Source organism: Ruegeria sp. BG9, assembly GCF_056538305.1.
Map to the genome: position 1 here is coordinate 177,088 of NZ_JBQFSY010000007.1, position 16,099 is coordinate 193,186.

The window sequence follows — 16,099 nt, forward strand, 5'->3', positions numbered from 1 at the left end:
TAGAGTGGTGGTGTAGTCAGCCGAGGGCCTGGAATTCAACGCGACGGTTTTCGTCGGCGCGCGGATTGTCCTTGTTCAGAGGTTCAGCCTCGCCCACGCCCAGCACCTCAAGCCGCTGTTCCGAGATGCCGCAATCGCCGACGAGGAAGCGCTTGACCTCTTTGGCGCGCAGCAGCGACAGGTTCTGGTTGTATTCGGCAGAACCTGCACTGTCGGTATGGCCGATGATCTGGAAAACGTTCACATCCACGTTCTTCATCGCCTGACACAGCGACGAAAGCTTGGGCTTTTCATCCTCACGCAGCGCGGCAGAGGCGAAATCGAAACGGATCTGGATATTGACCTGATCCTCGCTTGCGACCGGCTGGTATTCCGTCGGTGCAGCGGCGACGGTGGTTTCAGCTTCGGCCTCAGCCGTTTCGCCGGAATTCGACGGCACGATGACAAGGCCGCGCGTCTTTTGCTTGTTGAACGCGTCGGTGATTTCGTCTGCCGTCAACTCGCCTGACTGCGCCAAAGCGAACTGAGCGGTACACAGGACGGCAAATGCCGAGGCCCCGATGAACTTCCATGATGCAAATGCGGACATAACCCTAACCTTTCCGTGTTTGAGGGGAAGACTAGCCCCCCACCCGACGACCGACAATGAAGAATGTCACACAAGCGCTGGACATTTTTAGGTCAATAGCGTGACATCATGCGCCCAGCCTTTTAAGTTCATCTTATAAGGTGGCAGAATACAGGAAACATCAGGCAAATGCGCATCGTTCCGGCGATCATTCTGGGAGTGGCCATCATACTGGCTCCGATCATCTGGTACGTCTTTCCTTTGGTCGTCCCACTTGACGAGAATTTCGAAGGTCCCGCCATCGATTCAGGCGCCCGGATCGAGATCGAGATGCTCAGCCAACAGCTGGATGATATGCGCGAACAGGTTGAACGACTTTCGCTTGAGGTGTCGCGCACCCAAAATGGTGCCGGGATCGTGCCGCAAGACAACTCGGCGGCGGATGACTATGGGTTTGACCGCTCGTCGCCTAATGAGATCATTGACGCTTATGCGCAGGTCGTCCTGATCGCCAACCGCAACAAGGTGAACCGAGAGCTGGACTTGGCCGGCTCGTCCTTCTTGCGCGAAACTTTCGGCCTGCCGCGCGAGGATCTGACGGATGAATGCCAGTCGATGACCAACCCACGCCTTGAGGAGCTTCTGGTGTTGGAAGAGGTCGGGCCGGTTCGGGTGCGGATGTTGAAACCTGCGGTTGATTCCTTGCGGGCTGTATTCGAGAATATCCAACGCACCGATCCCGATCTTTATGCGCGTATCAACACGGCCGGTTCTTTGTGTGTGCGCCGTATTCGCGGGGCGACGTCTTCGGCTTCGGCCCATGCTTACGGTCTTGCGGTCGATCTGAATATCGACGGTGTTCTGGATACGCTGGGCGACGGAAAAACTCAGTTGGGTCTGACCATTCTGGCCGATTTCTTCCGCGAGGAAGGCTGGGTCTGGGGTGCTGCCTGGGGCCGTGAGGACTCGATGCATTTCGAGGTCAGCCGTAACAAGATCGAAGAGTGGCTTGAGGCCGGGATGCTCTGACTGCGCTTCTCTTGCGGTTTGTGAAGTCTGTCACAGACGCTTTGGGGTGCAAAGTAAATAAAGCGTTATCTATTCCAAAGGGGGCTGCGGAATGTTGAGAACGACCTTGCCATGGTCCCTTCGATGGGATTTCGTTGATACGTTTCTGGCTCATTGGTTCGGGCCGGTACGGGTAAGGGGTGTTCATCTGACATGACGCGGATCTGTCGTTTTCTGGTTTTGGCTTCCTGCGTCGTGATCGCGTCGACTGTATTTTCCACGGTGGCGCAGGCGCAAAGCGCGTCGAACCTTGCTCCGTCCACCTTTCAGCCTCAGAACCAACGCAGCACCGGACCTGTGACCGTAGCGCGCGATCCGGGCGCGCCGGTGCCCGAAGGCGCAGACAGGCTGTTTGTGACTGTTGGTCAGGTGCGGATCGAAGATGGTCTGCCCCAGATGGAAGCGGCCAATGCGGCCTTCATTGAGCGACTGACCGGTAAGCGCGTGGCTGTTTCCGAGATTTTTGCGGCCACCAATAGATTGGAAAGCGCCTATACCAACGCTGGTTTTGTTCTTAGCCGGGTGGTCCTCCCTCAGCAGACCCTGCGCGATGGGGGCACGTTACGCATCGTCGTGATCGATGGGTTCATCGAACGCATTGATGCCGAGAAAGTGCCTCAGCAGGCGCGTGAGCGGGTGGTGATGATCACCAAACCTCTGATCGGCAAACGGGGCATCAAACTGCAACAGATCGAACGTGCGCTTTTGCTGGCCGGGGATACGTTTGGCGTGCGGCTGGCCTCGACCCTGTCGGCGGGCGATGCGCGGGGCGGTACCATTCTGACGCTGGATGGTGAGTTCAAAGAAATCACCGGCTCTTACGGCTTTGACAATACACTTTCGGATGAGCTTGGCCCGGGCAACCTGAACCTGGGCCTTGAGGTCAACGGCGCGCTGGAGATGGGGGAGACCTTCTATTTCCGCGTCGGCGGTTCACCCAAACGGTTCTTCTCAAGCGATGCGCAGTACCGGATTGCGGCAGCGGGGACGGTTTTTCCGATCGGTTACGATGGGATGACATTCAACGCCGAATACACCCTGAGTGAGGCGCAGCCGGATGCGGAACTGGTGCCAAACACCAGTAAATTTGAACGCTTTTCCCTGCGGCTCTACTATCCTTGGGTGCGCACGCGGCGTCACAATCTGTCGTCGCAACTGATCCTGGACCGGATCAGCGACTCGCAGGATCTGATTGCCAGCTCAGGGTCGCTACCGGTTTATGACGACGATCTCAGTGTCTTGCGGGCCACGCTGGATGCAAGCTGGACCTATGACAATGGCGCGTTTCTGTCTGCCGGGGCTGTTCTGTCGCGCGGGCTGGATGCATTCGGTGCCAGTACCTCGGTCGGGGCGGGGGATACCCCTTTGTCACGGCAAGGTGCCAGCGCGCAATTCACCAAGCTTGTGCTGTCGGCGCAGTATCAGCGCCCGTTGAACGCCAATTGGTCCGTGAACGTGAATGGCCGAATTCAATCCAGCTTTGGCGATCCGCTGGTCACGTCGGAACAGTTCAGTGTTGCCAGCTCCAGCGAGCTATCGACCTTCGACGCGGGCGACCTGCGCGGAGATGACGGCTGGGTCGCCCGGGCCGAGCTTGGCCGGTCGCAGCAGACGCAAGTGGCCGGCTTTCCGATCCTGTTCAAACCCTATGTTTTTGGGGCTTACGGCGTGTTAGGTTTGGAACAACCCACTGTTCTGGAACAAGGCACAACCCGGGCATATGCCTACGGTCTGGGCTTTGATGTGTTTACGATTGAGGACTCGACCTATCGGTCCGGGTCAGTACGAGTGGAATATGGGAGGGGGGAACGTGATGACCTCGGGGAAGATGGAAACCGGTTCAGCATCACTGCCAGCCGCCGCTTCTGATGGCAGCGCAGCCATGACAGTCTCACGCCGCATTCTTGTGTCGGCCTCGGCCGTGCTATGGGGCACGACCGCGCTGGCGCAATCCCTCCCGACCGGAGGGGTAGTGGCTGCGGGTGATGTTGCGATCAGCCAACCCAGCGGCAATCAGTTGAACATCACGCAGGGGTCGAATGCGGCCATCGTGAATTGGAACGGGTTTTCGATTGGCTCCGGCTCGACCGTGAATATCAATCAGCCGGGCGCGCAAAGCGTGATCCTGAACCGGGTCACCGGGAACACGACGAGCCAGATCCACGGCCAACTGAACGCCAACGGTCAGGTGCATCTGGTCAACCCGAACGGCATTTTCATCGGTCCGAATGGCCATGTGAATACTGGGGGCTTTGTGGCCTCGACCCTGAACATCTCGGACGACGACTTTCTGAACGGCCGCTATCACTATAGCGGCAACGGGGCCTCGGCCGGGGTCGAGAACGCCGGTACGATTCAGGTTGTCCCCGGCGGTTATGCGGCCTTGATCGGCGGCAAGGTGTCAAACTCGGGTGTGATCCGCGTGCCGATGGGCAAAGTGGGACTTGGCGCGGGTGAGCAAGTGACGCTGGACGTATCCGGTGATGGTTTTCTGCAGGTTGCGGTTCCTTCAAACAGTGATGACGCCGCGATGGAGGCTTTAGTCACCAATTCGGGCCGGATCGAGGCGGATGGCGGTGTTGTTCACCTCAAGGCCGCGAGCGCCCGTGATGCAGCGCGCCGGGTCGTGAACATGTCTGGAGTGATCGAGGCGCGTTCGGTCGGTGGTGTGTCCGGAGCAGTTGTTCTGGGCGGCAGCGGCGGCGCCGTGCAGGTGACGGGCCGCATTGATACCTCGGCGCGGGTGACACTGGTCGAGGCGTCTCCGCGTCCGGTGGCCCGCGATCAGAACGGTGGGTCGATCACGATTACCGGTGAAGCCATCGAATTGGCCGGAGCGGCCCTGAGCGCAGACGGTGCAGGCACCGGAAATGGCGGAGAGATCCGCGTCGGCGGTGACCTGCAAGGGGGCGGTGATCTGCAACGGGCCAGTACGACGCTGGTCGACAGCACAACGGTAATCAGTGCCAATGGTGGAGAACAGGGCGATGGCGGTCTGATCATCGTCTGGTCGGATGACTACACATCGTTCTCGGGGTTCAACTCTGCGCGCGGAGGTGATCTTGACGGGGATGGCGGTTTTGTCGAAGTGTCGGGCAAGCTGGCCCTGAATTACGATGGCCTGACCGATACGCGGGCACCGTTTGGTGCATATGGCACGCTGTTGCTGGACCCCACGAATATCACGGTGTCTGATACGGCAACTGGTCCGGGTTCGGTCACGCCCGATACGATTGAAACAAACCTTGGCTTCGGCAACGTCACTCTGACGACCGCAGGAAGCGGCACTCTCCAACCGAACGGAGACCCTATCGACCTTGGCGGCGATGACTCACAGGTAGGCACCATCACCGTCGACGACCCGATCACGTGGGGCAACGGCTCTCGGTTGACGCTGCTTGCCAATGATTCGATCACAATCAACGCTGCGATCACCGCGACAAGCGGCGAGCTGGAACTGAACGCCGCCACAACGATTGGTACCGGCGCAGGTGGTACAATCAACGTCGACACCTTTACACTTACGAATGGCGCCTGGTCACAGGTAAGTTCCACGCTCCCGAGTTTCTCGACGGGAACGCTTGATATTGCGTCCGGCGCAACATTCACCCGTGCGCTCGGTGGCACTGGCGCCGCCGGGTCTCCATACCTCCTGACGGATGTTTTTGGCCTTCAAGGTATTTCGGACGGCAACAACTACGCCCTGGCAAATTCTATCAGTGCCGCGCCACTCAGTTCGTTCGATCCAATCGACTATGCGGGTGGAACACTTGAAGGCAACGGCTTTTCGATCAACGGCCTCACCATTTCGACCAGTTCGTTCGGTGGCCTGTTCAACAATCTTGATGGCAACGTTCAAAACCTGCGCATCAATGGGGCCAGCGTTTCCTCTGGAGGCGGTGGTATCTTAGCGGGCACAAACGGCGGCACAATTTCCGGCGTTTCGGTATCCGGTAGCTTTAGCAGTAGTGACGAACAGGCTGGAGGTCTTGTTGGTTTCAACGATGGCACAATCATCGACAGTTTCTCGACAGCCAGTGTGACCGTCGCCACGACCGAGGCCAACCTAGTAGTCGCGGGCGGTTTGGTCGGCGAAAACAACGGAACCATCACTCGGTCTCACGCTACAGGAACCGTCAGTGGTTCTACGGCGGGTGATTTTTCCGTTGGTGGCCTGGTGGGTGACAACAACGGCCTTGTTCAGGATTCTTATGCAACTGGAAGTGTTTCAGGCACCAACCAGAGTTCAGCGCCCGGGGACTCGGCAAGTCTGGGTGGGCTCGTAGGCTTCAACAATGGCGGCACGGTTGCCCGCAGCTATTCAACTGGCGGAGCGAGTTTTTCCGGCCCCAACACACCCACAATCGGTGGGTTAGTTGGTTCAAACTCTGGATCTGTTTCTGGTTCCTTCTGGAATACCGATACCTCCGGTCTGGCCACTAGCGCCGGGGGAACAGCACTCACCACAGCACAGCTTCAGGATACGGTTGGGTTCTTTAACCTTGCGTCTGCTCAAGGGTGGGACTTTACCAATACGTGGGCGCCCGGAGCGAGCGGGTCAGAAGGCGGAACAAACCCGTTGCACTACACGACCTCACCGGTCCTGTTCGTGGTGCCTGACACGCTTCTCATCCCCGAAGGAGAGGCTGAAACGACGACAGGAACGGGTACAATTTCTGGTGGCCCGTCTGTCTTTCGGTTCGGGCCGTCGGGTGACTCGCTGGATACGTCGCCGATCTTTGAGACTTTGACGTTTGCCAGCACCGAAAATGGGACCACGACTTATACCGTGGATACAAGTTCCCTCCTGAGTATCTCGGAGGTGTTCTATACCGTTTCCGCGCTGCCTGGCACGGCAATCATCGGGAACACTGTCATTCCGACCCCGCCGACCCCAACCATTGAAATCACCCCGACCGTGGATACAACCATCACCGGCGGCGGAGGTGGCGGCGGTGGCACTACGACCACAACGACAACCGAAGCAGAAGCGGCGCTAGGCACGGTCGAGAATGCGTCGCAGGACTTTGACGAGGTAATCTCTTCCTGTGCGGAACAGGGCAACAATGTCAGCGCCTATCTGGCCTGTATTGCCGATGCGATGGACGAATACGCCTCGGACCTCGATGCGATCGTTCAGGGTTTGCCGCCGGGTCTGGAATCCGTTGGCGATATCATCCGAGGTGCTAGTGCTGGTATTCGCGCAGCGGGCGAGGATGCGAACCGTCGTCTGGCACTTGCCACCACCGCTGAGGAGCGGGAGACGATCCGCCGCGAGGCAGTGCAGGAAGCCCGCCGTCAAATCCGTCAGGCGCAGCGCGAAATCCGCAAGGCGATCACATTGATACGAGCAACCGACCCCGAGCTTGTCAGTATCCAGAACCAGCAGGTAGATACAATCGTGGCAGCGGTTGGTCAGGCCGAGATTGGCCTGTCGCGCGCCATCGGTCTTTAACCCCATGGAGGCTCTGCGCCCATGTTCCTGATCCGTCTTTGCGCGGCCATGCTTTTGACCCTGTTCAGCGCTGTTGCGGCGCTGGCAGACAAACGTGTGGCGCTAATCATCGGGAACTCGGATTACCAGACCGTCGGGGCGCTCGACAATCCGATCAACGATGCCTCGGATCTGGCCATCGCGCTTGAGGGGCTGGGGTTCGACGTGTTCCTGGGTACAGATCTGACTCGGGATGAGATGCTGTCTTTGGCCGAATCCTATGGCGCGACGGCTGCGGATTCCGATGTCTCTTTGCTGTTTTACGCCGGGCACGGCTTTCAGGTAGACGGGCGTAACTATCTGGTTCCGGTCGATGCCAACCTGACCAGTGCCGCGGATATTCCGGAGCAGACCGTGGCGATGGAGGAGTTCGTTTCTCGGATGGAACGTTCCGACGGTATTCGTCTGGTGTTTCTGGACGCCTGCCGCGACAACCCTTTCGAAGACGGGGTGCTGAGCGTTGACGAAGGGTTGGCCCGCGTCGGCAGCGCGGCGGATTTTCTGTTCGCCTACGCCACGCAGCCGGACAACGTGGCCTTCGATGGCACCGGGCGGAACAGTTTTTTCACCGAAGCGCTGCTGAGCCATATTTACACGCCCGGTCAGGATATCTCGGACCTGCTGATCTCGGTCCGCAAGGATGTTCTGGCGTCGACCGGGGGGCGGCAGATCCCGTGGGACAACTCTTCGCTGACGCGGCAGTTCCGGTTTGACAACAGCCCGGTGACAGCTTCTGAGGAGACCTTACTGTGGCAGGTTGCGGCCAATGCGCAGGATGCCTCACTGATGCAGCTCTATATCGACCGCTACCCACAGGGCGCGCATGCCACTGAGGTTTTTGCGTTTCTGGATGAGGCCGGGCAGGGCGGCACCCAGACCCGCGCGCTGAGCGTCGAAGACCAGGACGAACAGGCCGAACGTCTTTGGAAACTGGCTCAACGCAGCCGGATGCGGCCTCTGCTGGAATTCTATCTTGAACAATACCCCGATGGCAGCCACGCCGCGCAAGCGCAGCGGCTGATCGCCTCGATCCCACGACCCGAGGACAGCACACCGGGCGGCATTTGCGAACGCCTCGCGACCCATCCCCGCGACCGCACGGCCAGCATCACGGGCGTTCCTTTCAGCCGGTTGCAGGAAAATGCGCTGACGGCCATTCAGGCGTGCAGCGCGGCGGCAGCCCAGTCACCGGATCTGTCGCACTACGTGGCGCTGCTGGCACGGGCGACGATTGCTGCGGGGGATGTGGAGCGTGCCGTGACCCTCTACAAACAGGCTGCTGCCGAAGGGGATTTGCGGGCGATGGTGTCCTTGGCGCAACTGCATGAAAGCGGCACTGGCGTCCCTCAGGATATGGGAACAGCGCTGGACCTCTACGAGCGCGCGGCGGCAGGGGGCAGCGCAGATGCCATGATCAACCTCGCCGTTACCCTGTTTGAAGGTCAGATCGTTCCCAAAGACGACGCGCGCGCCGTCGCGCTTCTGCAGCAGGCCGCCGAGGATGGGTCGGCCAAGGCGACGTTCAATCTTGGGGTGCTGGCACAAGATGGTGCCGCTGGCGAGCCCGAGCAAGCATTGGGCTACTTCCAGAAAGCTGCGCGTGATGGTGAGTATCAGGGCTATCTGGCAGCAGCGATCCTTCTGGACGAAGGGCGCGGCGTGCCTCGTGATCCGTTGGAGGCCGCGCGGATGCTTCTGCGCGGAGCCGCTGAGGATAACGGAGCGATCCTGGATCAGCTATCCCTCGCCTCAGACCAATGGTCGCGCGACACCCTGATGGAGGTTCAACGGCTGCTGCAAAAGGCGGGCTATTACAACAGCGCGATCGACGGCGTGCCGGGGCCGAATTTCATATCGGCCCTGCGGCAATGGCGTAGTGGTGGGTTCGATCCGGTTATTCTGGCTGAGTACTGAGCCTAGTTTACGGGCACAAACTCAATCCTCCGATTGCGGCGTTTGCCGTCTGCGGTGTCATTCGACACAACCGGGCGGCTTTCGCCATAACCAACCGTCAGCAGACGTTCCGGCGCGATCCCCTGATCGACTAGATAGGTATTGACCGCCTGCGCTCGACGTTCGCTGAGAACACGGTTAGCCTCATCCGAGCCATCGCTATCCGTGTGCCCGCCGATCTCGATCTTCAGGTCCGGGCAACGGTCGACAATGTCATGCAGATTGCTCAGCAGCGGAATCGAGTCATTGGTCAGCCGCGCACTGCCCGAGTTAAAGTAGATATTGCCGGTGCGCGACAGGATCTCCATCCGCCCTTCACAGGCCTCGCGATCCAGATCACCCTTGGTCTCCAGCGCGGTAGCCCCCGGCGTGGCCGAGGCAACCTCGAGCTGAGGTGGCGTGCCGGGTTGAGCGCGGTCGAATACGAACCCGAAGCTGACAAAGCCGAAGGGCAGAATATCAACACCGGCGGCTTCTTCGAGCTTGCCTCGTCCTTCCTCAAGGTTGAAGTCGGGCAGGGCAATCGCAATCGGCGTCGTATTGGCCACAGCCACGCGGTCATTGTCGACCAGAGTGATGGCCACCTGCGCCACGCTGTCTTTTTTCACCCCATGCAGGGATAGGCTATAGGGCAGGTCGATGATCTTGTGCCGGGTCTGGTGCAGATCCACCAGTTGTTCGGGCGGCAATTGGGCGGTGATCACAGCCTCGGGGAAGTTGAAGGTTTCAAAAAACAGGAACCGCATGCGCACATTGCGCAGGTCAATCTTGGTATCAACGCTGTCCATCTGAACCCGAATATCGGCACCGCCTTCAGGGCTGATCACGCCCGTGAGGGTTGCAAAGCCGCTGTTTTCGGCAATCGAGTTCTTTTTGACCGACAAAAATTGCAACTCCGAGGCATCGGCGTCCAATTTCCACCCATGTTCGAACGGATCGGCGCTTTGACCCCACGCCGTGTTTGCAAATACCAGTGCCGTCATCGCAAAAGCATTTCGCACCAAGTTTAAACGCGGCATGTGTGAACCTCTTCCTAGTCTTGATACTTTAATTGGGATATTTCAGGCCACGGCCATAAGAAAGCCAAAAAACAATATCAGAGTACTTCCGGGCTGAGTGGTGCCCAAGGGGTCACGGACCATGAGACCAGAAAAAGGCAAAGAACCAAAGGTGCAACGCGTACTTAGAACCCTGTTTGCGATGATCGCAATGCTCTGGACCGGTTCGGCTTGGGCCGAGCCGCGAATCGCGCTGGTGGTCGGAAACTCCGACTATGGTTCGGTCTCGGCTCTGGACAATCCAATCAACGATGCGCGGCTGATGGCGGAGAAGCTGACCGCGCTCGGGTTCGAGGTGCGGCATCTGTCCGACAGCACTCAGATCGAAATGAAGCGCGCCATTGCCCAGTTCGGGCGTGACCTGCGCAAGGGCGGCGAAACTGCCGTTGGCCTGTTTTACTATGCGGGTCACGGGGTGCAGTCTTTCGGTTCGAACTACTTGCTGCCCGTGGATGTGTCGCTGTCCGATCCGGCCGATCTGGATCTTATGGCGGTTGAGGCTCGTTCGGTCCTGCATCAGATGGCCTCGGCCAACAACAAAACGAATATCGTCATTCTGGACGCCTGCCGGAACAACCCGTTTGAGGATCTGGCCGATATGGATGACAACGGTCTGGCCGAGATGAAAGCCCCGACCGGTACTTTTCTCGCCTATGCCACCGATCCCGGCGGCGTTGCGCTGGACGGCGAAACCGGCAACAGCCCGTTCACGCTGAGCCTTGCGCAGCATATCGACACGCCCGGCATGGCGATCGAGCAATTGTTCAAGAAGGTCCGTGTTGATGTTCTCAGCGAAACGCGTGGGTTGCAAACGCCTTGGGATACCTCGTCCCTGACGCAGGATTTCGCCTTTGCGCGCGCGAATGAAACACTGATCGCGAAACCGGAACAAACCGAAGAAGAACAATGGCAGGAAGCCGTGAACAGCCGTGACCCGGTGAAGATCATGCTGTTTCAGCGGGCCTATCCAGACAGTGTTCATGCATCGCAGGCCAATGATCTGTTGCAGACGATTTTGGCCGAGTCCTTTGGAACTCTGCCCACGCCAACGCCATCGCAAGAGGCCCCGGAAGCGACCGAGACAGACCGTTTGATGTATGAACTGGCGCAGGTTGACGATTCGATCCATTCCTATGAGGTATACCTGCACAGCTTTCCCAGTGGCGCATTCGCCGATCAGGCGGTCGAGCGTCTGGCGGCCCTGCAGTTGGAAAGCGAGACTGTGACGCGCAAAGCCGAAGCCAATGTCGAAGCGCCCGAGGCGCAGAATTCGGGCAGCATCGACGCCGGAGCAGCGGTCACCATGAAATCCATCCTGACGTTCGGCAACACCCACGTCAGGGGCAAGTCGATCGAGGAACTGGTCGCAGGCTCGCCTCAGTTCCCGCCGATTGATGGGTTGCCGGATGAGTTGTGGAAAGATCAGAATTGTTCGAGTTGCCACCAGTGGACGCATGAGGCCCTGTGCGATCAGGCTCAGACCTATGTCAAACGCCCAGCGGCAGGCAACGTGGCCAAGCAGCATCCGTTTGGCGGTGGTTTGAAGGTCAACCTGCGCCGGTGGGCGATGGGCGGTTGTCAGGGATAAGTCAGCTCTGAAGTCTAGATCAGCGACCGGGCTTGGTTGCGCGTCCATTTGGTCGAATCTTCCAATGCAAGACGGGAAAGCTGGTCATCCAAATGGAAAACCACTTGTGAGTGGTCGGAAATAGCCGAAGAATGCGGGTATGAAGCCCAAACCTGTCACATCCGACCCCGATGATGAGGCCGAAGATCTCGGGCCGCGCAGCATCTATGATGGCGACCCGGAGGATGAGGATGATCTGTGGTTTCTCCCGCCCGAGGATGACTCGCCACAGGATGATTTCCTGACCCCTGGCCCTCGGGCAGATCAGCGGCAATTGTTCGATCCCAGAGAGTGGCAGGCCGCGCAATCCGGGCTGTCATCCGAGCTTGCCGATCTGGCGGTAACCTTCGGCGCATTGGATGAACGGCTGCGGGCAGGACCAGACGGGTGGACCCATCGTCTGGCCTTGATGGATGTATCCGATCTGGGCTGGTGGACGGGTGACCGGATCAGTGTCGAACGCTTGGCGCTTTGGACAAGTCTGCGGATCGGCGCAACGGGTGATGATGTGCAGGCCTTGTTCCGGGCAGGGTGGGCGGTGCGCCGACTGTCGTCCGGCGCGGCCCCTTCCCATGACGGGTGGGAGGCCGGGCTGACCGCATTTCTGGACCGGATAGCGCAAGGGATTGAAGAGGTGCCGGAGGCCATTGCAGACCTGTCAGACGTGATGCGTAGCGTCGAGGCGCTGCACCCCGTCACGCAAGCCGCGATCGCCTTTCATGCATGGCGGGCCGTGTCGCAAGGACCCGGTCAGGATACGGAAGCAGCCGTCATTGCCGCTCGGCATGCGGCCTCGATGGGGCGGGGCGGGGCGCTTTTCATGCCGTTAGCCTTGTCTGGGCCGGGCGCGCTGCGTGGAGTCGGATCGCCTGAGGAAAAACTGTCCGCCTGGATTCTCGGGGCCGGTCAGGCGGCCCTCGCAGCCTTGTTGCACCTGGACCGGATCAACGCGTGGGAGGCGCGGGCGAAGGAGGCAACAGCCGACCTCAGCGGTCGGACGCCGCCATTGCTGATCGACGCTTTGCGCGCCTGGCCCATGGTCTCGGCCCCTCTGGCCGAGGAGTTGACCCAGGCCTCGCGCGCGGCAGTACAGCGCAACATCGACCGCTTCACCCGCCGCGGTTTGGTCCGCGAAGTCACCGGTCAGGGGCGATACCGCGTTTGGACGGCGGCGCTGTAATCCAGCAGCCAGTCGCGAAATAGGCGGGCCGGCCGGCGCAAATCTGCACGAGAGGGATAGATCAGGTGATAGGCTTCTTGCCCGCTGACCTGAAGGTCGGGCAGGCAAGGCACCAGTCCTGAATTCTCCATGATACGGTCGGATGCGGGCGCGCGGGCCAATGCAATCCCAAGCCCGCTGGCGGCCAGCTCGGCCGCCATGATCGAGTTGTCGGCAAAGAAGAACCGGGCCTGCCCTGTCGGCAAACGCAACGCTTCGAACCAATAGAGCCAACTGGCTCGGTGGGTCGATACTTCGATCAGGGTGAATTGCAGCAGGTCCTGCGGGGTGTGGATCTGTGCGGCAAACTCGGGCGGGGCGACGGGAAACAGAACCTCGCGGAGCAGTTCATTTCCTTCAGTGCCAAACAGCGCAGGGTTGCCAAATACGATTTGTAGATCGGTGAACTGATTGGTGAAATCCGAATTCGCATTGCCGGTGGTCAGCGAAAGCTTGATCTGAGGGTGCGCGGCCTGAAACGCGGGAAGGCCTTTGGCCAAGACACCATGGGCAAATAATAGCACCGACTGAACGTATAGCCTCTGTTCCCGCGTCTCACCGAACAACCCGGTGGTGGCCGTTTCCAGCATCAGCAGGGATTGCTGGACCGAGGGCAGATAGGCACGCCCCGCTTCCGTCAGCGTGACAGCATGGGCATGGCGGTGAAATAGCGGCGTGCCCAACCGGGTCTCTAGCGCCTTGACCTGTTGGCTGACGGCGGCTGGCGACATGTTGAGCTGCGATGCTGCACGGGAAAAACTCTCTGTGCGGGCGGCTGCTTCGAACACGCGTAGCCAGTTGAGGGATGGGATGCGAGGTAGCATGTAGCGCAGGCTAAGCTAGACTTATCCTGACAGGCAAGAGGTTTGGTTTTGACCCGTGTCCGCTCGCGGATACCCTTTGCGCACACGGCAAATAGGTGACCCAATGGCGACGACGTTAACGCAGCAACAATCCGACCAGTATTGGGAGGATGGTTATCTCTTTCCCCTCTCCGTCTTTTCCGAGGCCGAAGCCGCCGGTTTCCGGGCGGAGCTAGAACAGATTGAGAGCGACTGGCTGGAGGCTGATCTGCCCTTGCCTTTGAACACCTACAAGAGGGTAAATGCGCATCTGGTCATGCCACTGGCAGCGCGCATCGCGCAGGATCCCCGCGTTCTGGATGTGGTCGAGGGCGTTCTGGGCCCTGATATCATGATCTGGTCGGCCGAGTTTTTCATCAAGGAGGCCAACACCGTGCAAACGGTAGGTATGCATCAAGACTTGACATATTGGGGCATGGGCGAAACGCCGGATCAGGTCACGGCCTGGATCGCTCTGTCCCCGGCGACGGAGCGCAGCGGGTGTATGGATTTCGTGCGCGCCAGCCACAAGAACCCGATCTTGCCGCATACCGATACTTATTCGGAAACGAACCTGCTGTCCCGCGGGCAAGAAGTGGCTGTCGAAGTCGCCGAGACGGACAAGACCCATATCGAACTCGCGCCCGGTCAGATGTCGCTGCATCACGGGCTGACGATCCACGGTTCAGGGCCGAACCAGTCCGAGGACCGGCGGATCGGGTTGGCTATCCGCTATCTCAGCCCCGGCGCGCAACAATTGGTGGCGGATCGGGACTATGCGCTTCTGGCAAGGGGCTCGGACAAACACAGCAATTTCGTGCCGGTTCAAGCACCTACAGAATTGTTCTCATCCGATGCATTAGCAACGTATGAGCAAGTACGGCGGGATCAGAGCAAAGCACTGGCCGAAGGGGCAGACGCGTCGGTTCCGCTCTATGCAGGTTGAGGTGGGCGGTTAACGCCCGACCCCCACATAGGTTTCAAAACCCGCTTTTTCGACACTGTCCTGAGAATAGACGTTGCGCAAATCCACCATGCGCGGCGTCTTCATCGCACCGCCAAGTTCGCTTAGGTTCAAGGCACGGAACTCGTTCCATTCTGTCAGAAGAACAACGACGTCGGCATCTTTGGCCGCCGCGTATGGGTCGTCACACCAATCCACGCCGGGCAGCAGCGCCTCGCCCTCAGCACGGCCTTGCGGGTCAACAACGCGCACTTTGGCTCCTCCGCCGATCAGGGCCGGAATGATGGTCAGGGACGGGGCATCGCGCATATCGTCGGTGTTGGGTTTGAAAGTCACCCCCAGCACGGTCACGGTCTTGCGGTTGAAACTGTCGTCGCAAGCGTCGCGGATCTTGTCGATCATTCGCTTTTTCACACCGTCATTAACGCGGATCACGGTCTCGGTGATCTGCATTGGATGCGCGTGTTCCTGCCCGATCCGGGCCAGCGCTGCTGTGTCCTTCGGAAAGCACGAACCGCCATAGCCGGGGCCGGCATGCAGGAATTTGTTTCCGATCCGACCATCCAACCCGATCCCGCGCGAAACCTCCTTGACGTCGGCGCCCACTTTCTCGCAGAGGCCGGCAATCTCGTTGATGAAGGTGATCTTGGTCGCGAGGAACGCGTTGGCGGCGTATTTGATCATCTCGGCGCTTTCCAGATCGGTGGTCAGGATCGGAAAGTCTCGCAGATAAAGCGGGCGGTAGATCTCGGCCATCACCTCGGCAGCGCGGTCGTTTTCCACGCCGACCACAACCCGGTCAGGGCGCATGAAATCGTCGATCGCGGCCCCTTCACGCAGGAATTCCGGGTTCGAGGCCACATCGAACTGCGCATTCGGATTCGCGGCAGTGACGACCTGCTGCACCTTGCGGTTGGTGCCGACGGGCACCGTAGATTTTGTCACGATCACCGCATAGTCGGTCAGCGCATTGGCGATCTCTTCGGCTGCAGCCATCACATAGGTCAGATCCGCGTGCCCGTCCCCGCGTCGCGTCGGTGTGCCGACGGCGATGAAAACCGCATCCGCTCCGTCTACGGCGTCTTGCAAGTTCGTCGTAAAGCTCAGCCGCCCGGCGGCCACATTCTTGGCCATGAGGGTATCCAGCCCCGGCTCATAAATTGGAACTTCACCGGTTTGCAGTAACTGGATTTTATGCTCGGACTTGTCGACGCAGATCACATCATGGCCGAAATCCGAAAAACACACTCCTGACACCAAACCCACATAGCCGGTGCCGATCATCGCAATACGCAAGCTCGAATTC

General features: G+C 59.4%; 11 protein-coding genes. 7 read left to right on the forward strand and 4 right to left on the reverse strand.

All coding sequences use genetic code 11. The features are described from left to right. Positions 1–16: 16 nt before the first annotated feature. Positions 17–589, reverse strand: coding sequence for an OmpA family protein (locus ACR0I8_RS13620; protein WP_170549474.1), 573 nt, complete (start codon positions 587–589; stop codon positions 17–19). A gap of 168 nt (positions 590–757) precedes the next feature. Here ACR0I8_RS13620 and ACR0I8_RS13625 point away from each other — a divergent pair, with 168 nt between their 5' ends. The 4 genes from ACR0I8_RS13625 (at position 758) to ACR0I8_RS13640 (ending at position 9,044) form a co-directional block, all read left to right on the forward strand. Next, positions 758–1,597 (forward strand): M15 family metallopeptidase, encoded by an 840-nt coding sequence (locus ACR0I8_RS13625; RefSeq protein ID WP_170675837.1) that lies wholly within the window; start codon positions 758–760, stop codon positions 1,595–1,597. Positions 1,598–1,789: 192 nt separating this feature from the next. After that, positions 1,790–3,505, forward strand: a complete 1,716-nt coding sequence (locus ACR0I8_RS13630; protein ID WP_170689103.1) for a ShlB/FhaC/HecB family hemolysin secretion/activation protein — start codon at positions 1,790–1,792, stop codon at positions 3,503–3,505. Beyond that, positions 3,450–7,091 (forward strand): two-partner secretion domain-containing protein, encoded by a 3,642-nt coding sequence (locus ACR0I8_RS13635; RefSeq protein ID WP_170689104.1) that lies wholly within the window; start codon positions 3,450–3,452, stop codon positions 7,089–7,091. Before ACR0I8_RS13630 ends, ACR0I8_RS13635 begins: the two co-directional genes overlap by 56 nt. 21 nt (positions 7,092–7,112) lie before the next feature. After that, positions 7,113–9,044 carry a caspase family protein gene (locus ACR0I8_RS13640; protein WP_170689105.1) on the forward strand — a complete coding sequence of 644 codons (1,932 nt, stop codon included), beginning with the start codon at positions 7,113–7,115 and terminating at the stop codon, positions 9,042–9,044. Positions 9,045–9,046: 2 nt separating this feature from the next. Here ACR0I8_RS13640 and ACR0I8_RS13645 read toward each other — a convergent pair whose 3' ends face one another. Beyond that, positions 9,047–10,102 (reverse strand): OmpA family protein, encoded by a 1,056-nt coding sequence (locus ACR0I8_RS13645; RefSeq protein WP_170378365.1) that lies wholly within the window; start codon positions 10,100–10,102, stop codon positions 9,047–9,049. Between the two features lie 121 nt (positions 10,103–10,223). Between ACR0I8_RS13645 and ACR0I8_RS13650 the strand changes: the two genes are divergently transcribed. Beyond that, complete coding sequence (locus tag ACR0I8_RS13650) at positions 10,224–11,729, forward strand: caspase family protein (RefSeq protein ID WP_170689106.1); 1,506 nt, start codon at positions 10,224–10,226, stop codon at positions 11,727–11,729. Between the two features lie 139 nt (positions 11,730–11,868). Continuing rightward, positions 11,869–12,948, forward strand: coding sequence for a helix-turn-helix domain-containing protein (locus ACR0I8_RS13655; RefSeq protein WP_170378361.1), 1,080 nt, complete (start codon positions 11,869–11,871; stop codon positions 12,946–12,948). Here the strand turns inward: ACR0I8_RS13655 and ACR0I8_RS13660 are convergent. Further along, positions 12,912–13,811, reverse strand: coding sequence for a LysR family transcriptional regulator (locus ACR0I8_RS13660; RefSeq protein ID WP_170689107.1), 900 nt, complete (start codon positions 13,809–13,811; stop codon positions 12,912–12,914). The two genes, ACR0I8_RS13655 and ACR0I8_RS13660, sit on opposite strands and share 37 nt — an antisense overlap. Positions 13,812–13,914: 103 nt before the next feature. Between ACR0I8_RS13660 and ACR0I8_RS13665 the strand changes: the two genes are divergently transcribed. Next, positions 13,915–14,775 (forward strand): phytanoyl-CoA dioxygenase family protein, encoded by an 861-nt coding sequence (locus tag ACR0I8_RS13665; protein WP_170378356.1) that lies wholly within the window; start codon positions 13,915–13,917, stop codon positions 14,773–14,775. Between the two features lie 9 nt (positions 14,776–14,784). Here ACR0I8_RS13665 and ACR0I8_RS13670 read toward each other — a convergent pair whose 3' ends face one another. Continuing rightward, entirely contained in the window at positions 14,785–16,089 is a 1,305-nt protein-coding gene (locus ACR0I8_RS13670; RefSeq protein ID WP_170378353.1) for a UDP-glucose dehydrogenase family protein, read from the reverse strand. Positions 16,090–16,099: the final 10 nt, after the last annotated feature.

Bases quoted from the DNA above. Each gene is read 5' to 3' on its own strand.
- ACR0I8_RS13620 (WP_170549474.1), bottom strand. From the start codon at position 589: ATGTCCGCATTTGCATCATGGAAGTTCATCGGGGCCTCGGCATTTGCC.
- ACR0I8_RS13625 (WP_170675837.1), top strand. From the start codon at position 758: ATGCGCATCGTTCCGGCGATCATTCTGGGAGTGGCCATCATACTGGCT.
- ACR0I8_RS13630 (WP_170689103.1), top strand. From the start codon at position 1,790: ATGACGCGGATCTGTCGTTTTCTGGTTTTGGCTTCCTGCGTCGTGATC.
- ACR0I8_RS13635 (WP_170689104.1), top strand. From the start codon at position 3,450: ATGACCTCGGGGAAGATGGAAACCGGTTCAGCATCACTGCCAGCCGCC.
- ACR0I8_RS13640 (WP_170689105.1), top strand. From the start codon at position 7,113: ATGTTCCTGATCCGTCTTTGCGCGGCCATGCTTTTGACCCTGTTCAGC.
- ACR0I8_RS13645 (WP_170378365.1), bottom strand. From the start codon at position 10,102: ATGCCGCGTTTAAACTTGGTGCGAAATGCTTTTGCGATGACGGCACTG.
- ACR0I8_RS13650 (WP_170689106.1), top strand. From the start codon at position 10,224: ATGAGACCAGAAAAAGGCAAAGAACCAAAGGTGCAACGCGTACTTAGA.
- ACR0I8_RS13655 (WP_170378361.1), top strand. From the start codon at position 11,869: ATGAAGCCCAAACCTGTCACATCCGACCCCGATGATGAGGCCGAAGAT.
- ACR0I8_RS13660 (WP_170689107.1), bottom strand. From the start codon at position 13,811: ATGCTACCTCGCATCCCATCCCTCAACTGGCTACGCGTGTTCGAAGCA.
- ACR0I8_RS13665 (WP_170378356.1), top strand. From the start codon at position 13,915: ATGGCGACGACGTTAACGCAGCAACAATCCGACCAGTATTGGGAGGAT.